Origin of the sequence: Burkholderia sp. Ac-20365 (assembly GCF_017104715.1) — a bacterium.
Lineage (GTDB): Bacteria > Pseudomonadota > Gammaproteobacteria > Burkholderiales > Burkholderiaceae > Paraburkholderia.
Genome location: NZ_JAAGPI010000006.1, coordinates 374,241 through 388,245, shown reverse-complemented (window position 1 = coordinate 388,245; position 14,005 = coordinate 374,241). Strand labels below are relative to the sequence as shown.

Here is a 14,005-nt window from a genome sequence, read left to right as displayed (position 1 = left end):
GCGCGCGATGCTGTCGCCGCGCAACGGCGGTGCCCAGCCGATCAGCGGCCCGTCCGCGACGCTGCAGCCTACCAACCAATTCCAGGGACAAGGAACGACGAAGCCGTGAGCGCCCCCGCCCTTCCCACCTGCGCAGGCGCCCGTCGCCGTGAAGCCCGTCGCCGTGAAGTTCGCCACTATGAAGTTCGCCACCATGAAGCCCGCCGACTGGATCGACACGGGCACGTTACCCGTGCAGCGGCTTCCCTCCGCTATCGATGCCGCGCTCGCCTATGTCGGCGAGGTGCTCGGTCACCCGGTGTACCGGCGGTGGACCCTGTCCGACCTCAAGCGCGTCGCGCCGTCGCTCGCCGACGCGAAGCGCGCGCATCCCGCCGTCTTTGCGCTGCTGCTCGAGCACGACGCGGCAATCGAATACTGGTCCCACGGGCGCCTGCACCTGGCCGCCGATGGCGCGGCGCCCGCCGCCGACGTCATCCTCGCGCGCGTGCTGCACGCGCACCGGCGCCGGTTCCGTCATCTGCCGGAAGCCACCGCGGATGAGATCACGGACGTCAGCAACGGCCCGAACTGCCCGTCCGGTGACGGGGTCGCCGGTCCCGTGGATAGGGAGCCGGCCGATGCGGTCGCGCTGGTCGCCTCCGGCAATGGGGATCCCGCCGCGCTGCGAACGTGGCTGACCCGCGCCGGCCGTTTCATGAACGCGTCGCCCACCAATTCGCTGGGCGTCGCTGACGACGCGCAGGCCCTGGCGCTGTTCCTGCGCGACCGCGCGCAGCGTTCGCCGCACACGCTGCGCGCGTACCGGTCCGAACTGCGCCGTCTGGTCGGCTGGTGCGAGGCGCACCGGCGCGGGCCACTGTCCGACCTGACGCGTGACGACCTGCTGGCCTTCCGGCGCTCACTGGATCACCCCGGCCATGCCGGCAACATCGCCGGCGCCGCCCGCACGGTCGCCTCCGGCGGTGCATCCACCGTTCAGGCATCCCGCAGCGATGCCACGCGCCGGCGCGCGCTCGCCGTCATCTCCAGCCTGTTCCGCTACTGGCAGAAAACCGGCTACCTGGTGGTCAATCCCGCGGTCGAACTCGCCGGCGGCGCACGCATGACGTGGACACCCGCGCGCATCCTACCGTCCCGGGTACTCGCGCTGTGCGATACGGTGACAGCGGGTGACCGGCCAGCCGGCGTGTCGCCGCTCGTCTGGGCGCGCCGCTGCGCGATCTGGTCGCTGTACCGCTTTGCAGGCGTGCGCCTCGCCGAACTCGAATGGTCGGTGGAACAGGGGCTACCGCGCCTGAGTGTCGATCACAACGTCAGACCACCGGTCAACCCGCAAACCAACACCGCTGGCCGCGAAACTGGCACATCGGACCCTGAGCTCTGCGCGTGGACGCTGCACGTCCGTGGCAAGGGCGGCAAGCTCAGAGCCATTCCGCTGCCGTCGCGCTGTGTACCCGTCCTGCGCGCGTACCGGCTCGCGCGCGGCCTGCCTGCGCAACCCGCGCCGTTCGAGTCGGCCCCGCTGGTTCACAGCGAGAAGCGCGACGCGCTCGGACACAGCGGTCTCTACGACGAGGTGAAGGCGGTGCTGCAGGCGGCGGAAGCGCGGGTGCCACCGGGCGACACCGCCACGCGTGCGCTGATTCACGCGGCGTCGACGCACTGGTTACGGCACGGCTACACGCGCACGCTGGTGGTCGATCACGCGGTGCCGCTGCCCGTCGCGCAGACCCTGCTGGGGCACGCGTCGGTCCAGACCACGGCCGCGTACGCGCGCACGGATCTCACGCAGCTGCGGGATTTTGTCGAGGGAAGTTTTCCGTAGCCATGATGCGATGACGACAGTCGTTGAACAACCTCCCTCTCAAACCTATTCGACCGATCAACCGCTTCGGACTTTTAATCCGTTGGTCACGTGTTCGAGTCACGTACGGCCTACCAAAAAAATCAAGCACTTAGCCCGGTCTCGTGACCGGGCTTTTTGCTTTCAGGATTCCACGTAGGCATCGTGTAGGCGAATTGGATTAACACGCGCCTTCCCCGAACCACTCCAAGTTTCTATCATTTGCAATAAGGTCCTGTCCGCGCAGTTCTTAGTTGTTAAAAACTATCGAGGGGCAACGTTTACCTCTATGCCAAATGGCCCGTTTGGACCTCACCAGCCCCGTCTCCTCACCCTTGCTTGAAAGTTTCAGATTGGTCCAGAACAGCCTTCTGGATAGCATACGGGACGCTACTCACTGTCGCGCTTGCGCTGACTCGGCTTAGTCCCATCCGTGCTCGCGGCAAAGCAAGACAACCGTGACGCCGGTTGTATCGACGCCGAAACGCCGCCAGCTTGGTAATAGAGCCGGAGAATCATAAAAGGGAGCACAGCATGAAGCAGACTCTTCGGGAAGTCGGACTTCTTGTGGTCCTTGGCTGCACAGGACTACTCGCGGCTCCGATATTGGGCTGGGTTCTTTTGCTGATCGCCTCGGGTGAAGGTTCTGGCTTAAATTTGCCCCAAGCCGGTACCCTCTATGTCACTCTGGCGGTTATTTTCGTCGGTTCAGCAGTTGTTTTCCGGGCCATCCTGTTCCTGCGAACGCGGCTGTTAGCCGCGCGTCCGCCTTCTCACTTCGGCCGAATCTCTGGCAATAAACAGATCGAATCCATCGTCTACGCGCTTCGACAGCGCGCAACTCGTCTCCGGCGCGCGTCAAATGTCATCCTTGGGTTAGTTGTTCTTTCCGTCTTGTTGGGCTTCCGCGTCTTCGCGTCTGCTGGATACATAACGTCTCGTGACCAAACAGCTGCCATAGATCGAATATCAGAGCGAGCCTTAATCGGTCTTGAAAGAGCGGTCGAAGACCTTCAGGCGTCAAAGAATGTTTCACAAGACGATATCAATGGGGTGCGGAGGCTGCTAGCTGATTTGGAGACCGCGAACAAGGAACGGGCAGCAGCTATTCGTGAAGCAGGTGCCGGATACGCCATGACAACTGTCTGGTCCACGATCAGTACCAGGGTAGCCTCTGTGCTACTTCTATTGTTTCTAGTTCAAATACTCGTAACCATGTATCGCTACAGTATTCGCCTAGCGGCGTTTTATGACGCCCGCGCAGATATTTTGCAGCTTAGCCCGCCGTTCGACTCCGTTCAGTTTGCCGAAATTGTCAGTGCACTGTCACCTGACGGATTAGACTTTGGAAGGGAACCGAAAAGTCCCGCGCAATATGCTATCGATCTTGCGAAGGAAGTTATAAAGGGTAGTAGACCTTCTACCGAATCCGCTAAAGAGGGGTGAGCTACTTTTACGGCTCTCCCTTGTTCGCGGCCGGTGCCAAATTTTCATTCGTCAAAAAACCGCTCTTTCAATTCTTCGCAGCTACCATCGAGGCCCGGAAACAAAGAACCGGCGGTTATGCCCATCATGCTCAGTTCACGCATGATTGAACGTCGATCTTTCGTTTGCAGATCAAACACCTCTAAATAATTACAATTGTTTTGCTGTTCACGCATTCGAATGTACGTCTCGATGTCATCGATATTTGTCACGCTTGAAAGGGCCTGCTGCGGAATCATTCGCTCGTTGTCGACTGCCAAAAATTCGAAAAACGAGAGGTGGAGCCGCAGCGCATCCACATTTGATTCATTGGCAAACGTCTTTTGCCAAGCATGCTTATCAAATTTGAATATGCGAACACGATCATCCTCACTCGCATTCGTCACTTCGCTGTTACGGGTCGAACGATACGCGAAAAAGGTAGCGACGAAAGGCGAATACGACCAGTCCAACAAAGGGGTTGGGTACCCATGATGTTGTGCTAAATGCAAGAATGCACCGTATTCCGCACCATTCGCCAGCGCGAATAGATGGCGTGTGCGTCCGCTAATGTGCTGATGCAAAGCGGGGATGTCATACATCGTGTAGCCAGTGAGGTCAGATCGACCCGTACGATGAAACGTGGTTCGCAGTCTTCTTGGTTTGCGCTGACCACGAAAAACGAAGCGGCGTGGCTCAAGTCCCATAACTACAATTTTGAAATCTTCCCAAGAGATGGCGTTTGCAGGGTATTCGGACGTAGCTCCGGCAACGGACGCTGGCAATATCGCTTGACCTTGCCCGCCGAGATCCGAAGTCCAATCTAATTTAAGTTCTTTGTCGCTCCATGCCGCCGACACTTGCACGCTACGCGCGAACTGCCCATTTGGATACAGCTTCGAAACCTCGTCCCACGTTACGAGGGCTGTCGTTTGAGGGTGCGCCGCCGCAACGCTTACAGAAAAGCGGGCAGGATTTTGTTTTGAGGTAGTCTCAAAGAAACCGACAAGCGGCGGTACGGAAGTCGGATCACCGAACACCGCAATTCGTCCGCGAAATCCGCTAGGAAGTTCGTCCACGTCGACGGTCACTCTTCCCTTCAGATGCGATCCCTGAAAGTCACCTATCCATTGTCCTTTCATACATCTCCGCGTAACTGTTTGGTTTGCTTACCGGTCCATTCCTGACTCAAGAAATTGATCGAGGCTCAACACCTTCACTCCTATTCCCAAAAAAGGATAGATTTGACGGGCCCTCGCGACCAGCTTGGCGTCATTCGAGACAAACACCTGGGATTGGGAGCCATAGATCAGGTGCTCGATATCGTGTACGCTGCTCCGTCGCGTTCGCTCAGAAGTTTCGCGCTTAAACGACAATAGATCCAGACCATTGTGGAGCGCGTATATCGCGTTCCTGATGTCACTATGTGACAGAAGGTTTTTGAACTGATCCTTTTGGAAGCGCGAGGAAGCGCTATGAGACATGAGGTGTGAAAATTTCTCATCGGTCAATGCGTCAAACACGTCCGTACGCTGCCCGAGAGCAATACGGTGCGATTCATCATTGTATTCTGGAAAATGCAATTCCCGACTTTCTTCTTTTAGCGTCTTGATCCGCTCAACTGCATCAGTCGCCTCTGGCGACACAGCAGCCCGAGCCAGAACGTCAGCGGGATTCTCTATGAAGAGGTCAATCTGGTCGTTTGAAGAAGGCTGCAGACATTTGTCGTCGGTGAGCTCCGAGATCGCTTCAATAAACGCCTGTCGATAAGACTCCTCCAGAATCTTGTTGATCTCTTCGAGATGCGATGGACTGTAGACAAACTGAAGTATTCCTCCTGATTTTAGTCGCCGAAGAGTTTTTTTAACTTCATCGTCTTTGGTGAAGACCGAAAAGACATTCTGATCCAGGTAAACAATCGCACATGATGTAGTCGTCGGTACCCGATTGAATCGTAGCTCAGACGTGTCAACGAGATGCTTCATTGCCTGGTCAGCGTATATTGCGTACTTCCATGCGAGTCTGTTCTCTTTGGCCTGATCAACTGTCATCTTTCCAGTTATCAGATCGTTGAGCAGCGGCAAACTGAACATCAAATTATGGCACGGGTCGCAGTTCATGCAGAATTCGCCCTTTCCGATATTGACCCGCTTTAACTCGTCACCCATGCCGTATAGAACGCCCACGCCAGACTCCAGCACGGCATCAATTAGTCCGCTAACCACAGAGTCTATTTCCGAGAACCGCTGCTCGTGAGTTTGTGTGTGCATATTTTCCTTCCTACATTCCTTCTCAAGATCGACGACCGAAGGTCGTCTCAAATCACAGAGTAACCGATCTGTCTGGCTTCTCGGAGCCATTTCAGTATCGTTATGCCTGAGCTGGCTTAAAGCCAGTCTCTTTGGTCTGCCCCGATGTCCTCCCGATTTGCATCGGCTTCATACATCTCAGCTATTCGCTCCAGACATGCTGCAGTTCGTGGCCAATCAAACCGAAGTTCGCCTGCATCGCGCCGATATTGGTGTGCGAGAGCGCGCTCCTGATCGCCTCCGTCGTGGGGCATTCGCACCGTCACGCCACGCCGGTTATACACGCCGAGTTCCAAGCCTCGCTCCAATTCCTTGCTTCTAACAAGCTCGATGACTGCTCGCACGGGTTCTGGGGGCCATGGGTCACTGGCTTTACGCCTTGCCGCTGAAAGGATCTCACCGATCTTCTGGTCCCCGATAGTTGTGCGTCCGGCCTCAGAGAGAAGTTTGCGCGCCTGCTTTACCCAAGGCTCCAGCGACTCACCGTCGATTTCGCCCTGATCATCTGCGCCAGGTACATGCGACCACTCATCAAGCACGTTATATGCGTGACTCGCCAGGTCCTGCGCTTTTGCAGGGTCGACAAAATCAGTCTCGACAACGTTGCTCCCTTCTTCCGGAAAGAAGATCAGCTTAATCAGGTAAACGAAAAATCCGGGATCGCGTGCTAGGGCACGGTGAAGAGTCCGAGTCGAGCGCCGTGAATAACGCAGAGCATCGAAGTAGGAAAATTCCAAGCTCGCAATTTCTTGCTCGCTTACGGTGGGATCGGTATCGAGATGGTCGAGGATCACTCCAACATTATGGCTGAGCATGGTTGCAGCGTTTCCTTCAAGCGGCTGCGCGAGTTTTGCTGCTGCGTGCAATGCTGCAATGAGTAAGTGGCCAGCGGGCTTTGTTTGAATGTGGTGAGATAGCCAACTAATGGCATCAACAGCACGGTCCCATTTCAGCAATCGTTCGACAATGTCACCAGCCTCTGCTTCTCGCTGAATCCAGTACACAGGTAATGAACGCCAGTAGGCCTCGCTCAAAGCTAGACCATGACGGTCTATCTCTTCCCATGTAGATATGTCTACCGGAAGTCCTCGAACAATACGGACCTCAGCCTCCTGCCCCCATCCCTCAACTATGGCCTGCTGCCACAAACGCCGAGTCCAAGAAGCGCCGTCTGTGCCGGCTTGCATCACTAGTCCCTGGAAGATACCCAGCCCGACCTCGACTTCTACGGGTTCGGCAGCTGAAATACCTCTCTTCATCAACAGATGCTTGAGTTCGCCGGGTACGTCAGCGTTTGCAATTCCGATGCCGAGTGCGTGCCACATTGTAATTGTCGACGCGAAAGCAAATAGGTCATCTTGCGGCAACTCAGCCAATAACAGGTTTGCCGCCTCAACCTGCCTTTTTGCTAAGTCTGCTTGCTCCAGATCCCAGTCAACGTTCGGCCCCAACGTCGCCGCACCGGGGCGAAAAAGCCATCGGACGCGTTCCTGCGTGCTAGCTGGTTGTAGCAACTCAAAAACTGCATCGAGCGGCTTCAGATCGTCTTCACGCATTGCCCATTGCGCGTCCGAAAAAGCGCGATGTTTGGACAATAATGACCGTAGATGGTCGCGCATTGCCTCAATCGCTTTGGGATCGTCAAGTTCGCGGACCATGACTGTTAATTGTTCAGTCGCCTGCCTGCGCCACTCGGAATCAAAATTCGGCCAGCGATCTAGCAGTTGAATCCATCGCTCCAAATCATTTCCGGCGTTTTGCAGCAGACGCTGGCCGATAGCACGGCTTGCTTCGCCGAGCGCCTGCACGGTAATTTCCTCGCGCCTGTCTGGCGTGAAATCGCGCCATTTGGGCTTTGCGGAAGGCTCTGTCACGTCATGAAAACTAGGTGCCAGCTTTACCAAGAGTGACCATCCGACTGTGGGACGCTGTCGCGTGATTGTGTCGATCACCTTAAGTCGCTCGGAGGGAGTCGCATACGTCTGCGGAGACCAACTGACAAAAATGCGTCGGAGAGAAACAAAAGGCCTGTTGTTCCACTTTCCTCCCGGATCAATTTCATGGAGGCGTGCAAGCAGCAGCGCGGATTTCGCAAGGTAATCCGGACTTCGAGCCAGCATCTCCAATGCCCATAGCAAGTTCGACAGGTATTCCGTGGTATGTAGCATCCCTTCATCGCTACGGAACAGGGACATGATCGGAGGGTCATTTCCATCGAGGCCTGCTTCTATAGCATCTAGGAACGCGCCAGGCGCGGCTTCCGCCAGATTCATGAAGTCGCGAGAAAGTGACCACCATAGTGACGACTCGGCCTTATCGAATAGCTTGCGAACTGCACCGTCGACACGTCGGCGGAGATCGGAGGCGAGTGTAACTCCCTCTGGGAGAACGGCCATCGCGATCATTGCCTCCGTCAGACCACTGCGAATCGCTGCAGATGGCTGTTCCTCGAATTCGCCATCCGCCTCGTAATAGATACTCTCCGGGCGCGTCGCGAAGCGGGGATTGACCGTGCTGAGTACCTTATGAAAGCTCCGTTCAAAACGGTCTAGCTGGGTTGGCGTAACCCGGTTGCCGATTTGCATCCAGAGATCGCGGAGTGACACGACTTTCCAGAGTTCGCCCGAGCGAACCAGCGGGCCGCCAGCCGCGGCCGATAACGGTATAAGCACTTCCTCGATTTGCTCATATGGGCGGTCAGCCAGTTCGCTGAGTACCTTTTGATCTTGCGCTGACGTTCCCACCCATGCCCCGGCGAACATGGCCGCGATCAGTGCCGGGTCGGCGTTTTTTGCCCATTCAAGCTGCTGATGCGGCGCTGCGGGTTTCAACCGCCGCAGTACAGTGATACTTCGCCCCGCTGCATGTGCATACGCGTAGGCGTCTTCCTCTTCTATGCCGGCTTGTATAAGTGCCAGTTTTAGATGGAATTTCCATGGCCGACGGAGTCGTCGCATGCCGCTTGAATGGCTGCTTGTGCTGGAGCCATATGCGGCGAAAACGTGATGCCCCTCGTCCACCAGTCGTTGCGCAAGTCCAGGTTCCGGGTCGGAGAGAACAATAATCAGCGACGTCCCGAGCCCGACAAGTTGCCTCGCTGTCTCACTGTTTTCAGCGACGACACAGCGGCTCCAATGCCACAACCTGTAGTGCTCGGGCAGCGGACTGATTGCGGCATACAGGAAAGCCATTGCCTCTTCTGGATCGTCTGCCTGCAGCGCAAGAAGGTGCGGCTGTTCTCGTAGCCACCTAAGTACCGCTATCTGGTCTTCATCGCGTCCGGCAAGAAGCACATCCGTGGTGATGGGTATCGTGCTCGCCCCTATCCATTCGGACCAAGCTTCTTCCAAGGTCCGCAGTCCTTGAGGGCGACGACCTGTCTTGATCGATAGCCATTGTGCTACTGCCGGGCACATTTCCAGCCAATGCACAAGATCATCGCCATCGATTAACGCTACATCTCGCCACACGCCGCGTGCCTTTTGTTTCGCGATCCAGTCATCCTTTTTGGGAAATCGTTGAGGCGTTATGAAGACAAAGGTCGTTTGCGAAGGATCGTGCCCGAGCGGGTCCTCCGAGCGCTTCTCGAAGTCGTCGTCTGCTTTCTTGCTAATCCTTAAGCGTTGCGTTCCGATTTCCCATGCGGAATTTCCGGGCGGGACATAGGTCGCCCCGATATCGGTTATGCACTGACCGTCCCATCCGCCGTGCTGAACGCTTTCGTCCGAAGGGAAGCGGACGTCTGCGGCTGGCCCTACCGTTGCAAAAATCAAGCGGCGGAGCAGCTCCGGCATAGCGCCCTGGGCGTCCCTTCGCTCTCCCCACTGGGAGAGGTCCGTGGCATTCACCCAGCGCATCAATCCGCCTGGGCTCGCAGTTCGAGGGGAAGAGAGGAGCCTGCCCTTTTCAACAACACCGCCGGCAACAAATTGCAGCCCCTCAGCCTCGAGGGCGTTCCGGATAGCCTCAGCGTTATTGACCATGGGCGTGCGAACCCCACGCTCAAAGTCTGCGATTGTCGATGTGGCAACACGGGCCTTTTTAGCCAACTCCTGCTGAGACCAGGCCAAAAGCGCGCGAGCTGCTTTGATCTGCTCCGGGATAAGTTCTTCGCGCAAAGCCAACCTCATATTAAAAATATGATGTCAATTTAGGATGCTGATGTGATCAAGTCAAGCATATTCGTGTTGATGCCTGTCGGTTATTTGGGGGTCGGATTCATGAATGGTCCACCTACGTAGTTTGGCCCGCTCGGCCAAGATCTCAGTCGCCACAAGCCAAGGTCGTTCGCGCCATATTTTTGGCGCAGGCTTTTCTCGTCAGTAAGGCTGGATATGAACTACCGCTCGAGGCGTCGCATGAAGGCTTGGTTTTAGCGCCGAGCACCCGGAGATGGCCCCCGCAGAAACTCCGCTGAGCAGCCACGCTGCAGGTGAAAAAATTGTGCATCGCACACCAGATTTTCGCGTTGCCGCAGACATTGTTGTCTCTGAACGACCAACCTTGCGGTGCCGCGTACTTTGTTGTGCGCCCATAAAAATTATTAGCGCACAACAAAGTGTGCGGGAAAAAATGGCTGGGAGCCCTGAAGTACCGTTGGTGTAGCCGCCGTTACAAACCCCATAGTGTGCGGGAGGCAATCACCGGCCTCTTACGCTGTCTATTTCAGAAACACAAAGTGTGCGGGAAGGCCGTTCCACGGCCATCTTGACGGCGTGAAGAAAAAGGGAAGAATCGTTTCTATGTTGCGTCGCAGCGCTGCTTGCTCACGTCGAATTTGAGCCTGTGAATGCTCCGTTCGAGGCTGTTAGAGTGTCGCTCGCCGGCGACAACTACTGCGGATATGGCAATTGCAATCGATAAGGCGAATGAATTAAAAAAAACTATTTCATCGCCGTTCGACGATAGGCACTTCAGTCAGCTGCGCCATGTCAGACAGAACTGGTTTGGGATTACCGGGGTGAGAAACGCCCCGCGCGAACGTACAGAAAACGCTGGGTGAAGCTCCTATCAATGTGCGCCCGCTACTTGGATTGGCGGATAACCCGCAAATCGATTTCCTGAATTCGGCTTTGCTGCTCTCTTGTGAAAGCACGCAACCGTATCCCCGCTCGTTTCAATGCGTCACCGCATGTTTCCAGGCGTTGCTCCGATGCCAATGCCGCAAGCCAAGAGATGACGCGTTCACGATAGGCTGAATGCGACTCTGCCAATCTGGCGAGCAGAACGGAAAAGGGCCGGCCGCTATCCCGTTGCCCGTAGAACCCTATTCGTTCGAGAACTGCAACTCGCGTCACCCATACCGGAGGCTCTATGAGCATCAACTCCTGCCATGCTTCGCGAACTTGCGCTGCCGTTGGCTCAATCACGCGATACGAACTTCTGGGACGCCAAGACCGGTACCTCCGATTGAACGTAAGTAACCAATCCCGGTCATTTCTCAATAACGTTCGATAAACAGTCGGGCTACTTTCAGCGGCGGTCGTGATGCGAGTCTCTGATGTGATACTTTTCACCAACTGGCGCCACTCTGCACGACATTTTTGAATCTCACGTCGAGTCATTTCATTTCGATTGACTTTCAGCTCTGAGGCCGTCCACTTTATTCCTGTCGCCCGAGTCACACCAAGCTTTCGCACAGCAGTTTGGCGACTTACTCCTCTCGCTATTAGTTGACGGAAACGCGCCCTATAACGGGCGCCGTAAAGGTATGGCGTCAACTTCTTGGTGTCGCGACCAATCGCGTTGTCCAAGCGATAAGAGATTCCACAGGTGCACTGGAGCTTAAATCCTCCCGACCTCCTCAAGGTGCCTGTGAATTCGAGCCTATCTGTTTCTCTATGTAATACCCCCGTGCATGAAATCCCATCTAAAGAGGGTGTGATGGACCGCGGAGCGTCCGAAGACCTTATTGAGCTCGCTTGCCTGCCAGGCACAAATGAGCCCGGCATGGAGAGGTGCGTTTCAAGAAAGCTGTCTGCCGCGATGAACATGAATGGATTCGGATAAATCGCAACTTGCCTCGGGTTTGACAAACCGCCAAGCCACCGCTCAATCCTTTCCGTGGTCATTCCCACAACATGACAATATCCCTCGCCAAAGAACTTGCGCCAAGATAATATTAAATCATCCCTTTTCAAGAGGTTAGCGGTTCGAGCGAACCCGGCTTCATAAAACATTTCACGATACGTTTGTATTGAATTCGACAAGACGTTGCTTAGTCTTTGGCTAACACTCCTCCTCGCGACATCCACCACGGCAATCATATTCGAAGGGGAAATATCTTTCAAAATTTCCACATCCGATGGACTTATAAGTTCCTCCACTATAAAATCATCACTTCTATCAATATAGTAATGCGAAACAGATTTCAACATGCATGAATGTTTAACACAGAAATATACGCCTTCCAATTGATGGTCAACCCTCCAGTAGAGTGGCTCACGATTGACCTTCGATTCTGAAAAGCATTCAGAACAGTAACGCAGTTTCGTCGAAATTCCGTGGACCGAATATATATTCTTCAATGATGAGCTATGATTCAATGGATGGGTCAGCATTCTTTCACGCAGATGTTCACGCGCCAACTGTGATGCCATCTTAATTGTGTATCGATACTCCGTGTGCTCGTCGATTATTTCTTCACCCGTCCGATTCCAATAATCGCTCGCTTGTTCTGCGAGGTACGAAACAGCACTCGGGAGACGAGTACCAGGCAAGCAACCGTACCCAAAGACCGATTTCCTCAGGGCTACGGGGGACGTCAAACCCATCATCTTCGCGTATCGTCCCAAATTACTACCGATGGTCTCATTATCCATTAGCGGAAGCAGTGCAATAGCCATGACGCCCCCTAGAATTGATTATCACGAATTTTTCTTCCCAGAATTAATCGAACTGTTTTTCCTGTTAAACTCAACAATCCAATGTCGGTCGTATCGATACAATTTTCTATATAATCGCGAATCAGCCACGTGCGACGACATTATTCGCGATTGGGGGCGAGACTTCATGACAATGGAACGCCATTGGTCACGTAAGCGGAGAATCTCCTCTGGGGAGATAGTTCTCTTTACAGAAAAACCACAAAGCCGAGCCCAACGGGCGAATCGCGGATTTACCAAAGGAAACCTTGGCTCTCTGCTGTCGGAGTTAAAGTTGTCGGCGAAGCGCATTGCAACTAAGTTTCGGTAGCGCTCACCATAAATCATCACACTCGAATCCGTTTCTACATGGTGTCCAATCCCTGACGACTTATAGGTTACGCCGCAGGAGCAAACCAACAGCCGCCCTTCGAAATCAATCAAGTCCCTTTGCCATGCATCGCTAGTTCGATGAAGAAGTCCTTTGCACTGCCAGCCCCGTTTGCTTTGACATGAGCCGTCGTGCACGTTTTTGGCCGGGACTTCGGCAACTTCCTCAGCTTTATTTCGCATGGCAGGTTCAAACGTGCCAGGCGCCATGCAACGAGCATTCAGCATTGACAATACGGAAATGAAAATGAAGGGATGCGAAGATTCTCCGCCCTTTACGTCACGCTCAATGCTCTTCAACCATGTGGCAAGCCTTTGCAGGCTTAGCCCCGTAGACTGGCAGTATTCATGACCGAAATGTTCAACCATCGACGCCGTGAACGCTCGAATATCCACGCCACCGGTCGGCCACTCGTATCCCGCCGTTCGAAGAAGCTCACGATACGTCGCGGTCGAAGGGACACTGTCGCTCGCAATCCGGCACAGCGCGCTTAGTTTTGCCACCTCCGAGAACGCGGCCCGCTCTGAGGGCGACGGACGCGTCAAGACGTCTTCATCGTCAACGTCCTTGAGTTCAATAACCGTGGAATCCGTGAGGTTTTGAGGATTACCCCGCTTCGCGACCTTTAGCATCCTCGAATGCGCAGGACAGAGATACACGCCCGGCAGTTGAAGGTCTACCATCCAGTGTGCAGGTGTCCCAATCTCCCGCCACTGCGCCAGACAGTCTTCACAGTATCTAAATTTTGCGACGCGTTCGGCGCTCCACCCGCCAACGCTTCGTCGAAAAGTGCGGCTGCCAGGCTGCTCGAGCAAAGCTGAGAACATTGACTCCCTCTGCTTCATAGACATGGTGGCAGTTGCGTAATAAAACTCCGTTCCTCTTTTAAGAATTTGTTCTGGCGTCAAACCCCAGTAGTCTTGAGTTTGCTCAGCAAGATGATTCATGCCGCTCGGGAGTCGGGTATCCGGCTTACATGGATACCCGAAGACACGACGTCTTAGGCGCAGAGTGCTCTCAGCTCCGATGGACTCCGCATAGCGTCCCAAATTACTGCCGAGTGTTTCACCATCTAAAAGGGGAAGCAGCGCGATTGCCATGATGTCTCTCCCTGCATACGCAGTTCGAATCT

Annotated in this window: 7 protein-coding genes; 2 read left to right on the top strand and 5 right to left on the bottom strand. The window is 55.0% G+C overall.

Annotated features, from left to right (window positions below):
* The first annotated feature begins 148 nt into the window (after positions 1-148).
* Together G3O01_RS14520 and G3O01_RS14515 are read left to right on the top strand one after the other, a co-directional pair.
* The gene (locus G3O01_RS14520) at positions 149-1,828 is read left to right on the top strand and encodes a tyrosine-type recombinase/integrase (protein WP_346779182.1); all 1,680 of its coding nucleotides are present in this window, start codon (positions 149-151) and stop codon (positions 1,826-1,828) included.
* 552 nt (positions 1,829-2,380) lie between these two features.
* Positions 2,381-3,292: a hypothetical protein gene (locus G3O01_RS14515; RefSeq protein WP_205805711.1), complete on the top strand. Its 912-nt coding sequence runs from the start codon at positions 2,381-2,383 to the stop codon at positions 3,290-3,292.
* A gap of 44 nt (positions 3,293-3,336) precedes the next feature.
* Here the strand turns inward: G3O01_RS14515 and G3O01_RS14510 are convergent, their stop codons facing one another.
* The 5 genes from G3O01_RS14510 to G3O01_RS14490 form a co-directional block, all read right to left on the bottom strand.
* Positions 3,337-4,452, bottom strand: coding sequence for an FRG domain-containing protein (locus tag G3O01_RS14510; RefSeq protein WP_205805710.1), 1,116 nt, complete (start codon positions 4,450-4,452; stop codon positions 3,337-3,339).
* A gap of 27 nt (positions 4,453-4,479) precedes the next feature.
* Positions 4,480-5,580, bottom strand: coding sequence for a hypothetical protein (locus G3O01_RS14505; RefSeq protein ID WP_205805709.1), 1,101 nt, complete (start codon positions 5,578-5,580; stop codon positions 4,480-4,482).
* A gap of 116 nt (positions 5,581-5,696) precedes the next feature.
* Complete coding sequence (locus G3O01_RS14500) at positions 5,697-9,737, bottom strand: helix-turn-helix transcriptional regulator (protein ID WP_241023935.1); 4,041 nt, start codon at positions 9,735-9,737, stop codon at positions 5,697-5,699.
* Positions 9,738-10,643: 906 nt separating this feature from the next.
* On the bottom strand, positions 10,644-12,464 hold the full coding sequence (locus G3O01_RS14495) for a TnsD family Tn7-like transposition protein (protein ID WP_205805707.1): 1,821 nt from the start codon (positions 12,462-12,464) through the stop codon (positions 10,644-10,646).
* Positions 12,465-12,485: 21 nt separating this feature from the next.
* Positions 12,486-13,973, bottom strand: coding sequence for a TniQ family protein (locus tag G3O01_RS14490; protein ID WP_205805706.1), 1,488 nt, complete (start codon positions 13,971-13,973; stop codon positions 12,486-12,488).
* Positions 13,974-14,005: the final 32 nt, after the last annotated feature.

What these genes read in the sequence shown, in the direction of transcription:
- G3O01_RS14495 (WP_205805707.1), bottom strand. Translation starts at nt 12,464, where the DNA reads ATGGCTATTGCACTGCTTCCGCTAATGGATAATGAGACCATCGGTAGT.
- G3O01_RS14515 (WP_205805711.1), top strand. Translation starts at nt 2,381, where the DNA reads ATGAAGCAGACTCTTCGGGAAGTCGGACTTCTTGTGGTCCTTGGCTGC.
- G3O01_RS14490 (WP_205805706.1), bottom strand. Translation starts at nt 13,973, where the DNA reads ATGGCAATCGCGCTGCTTCCCCTTTTAGATGGTGAAACACTCGGCAGT.
- G3O01_RS14505 (WP_205805709.1), bottom strand. Translation starts at nt 5,580, where the DNA reads ATGCACACACAAACTCACGAGCAGCGGTTCTCGGAAATAGACTCTGTG.
- G3O01_RS14510 (WP_205805710.1), bottom strand. Translation starts at nt 4,452, where the DNA reads ATGAAAGGACAATGGATAGGTGACTTTCAGGGATCGCATCTGAAGGGA.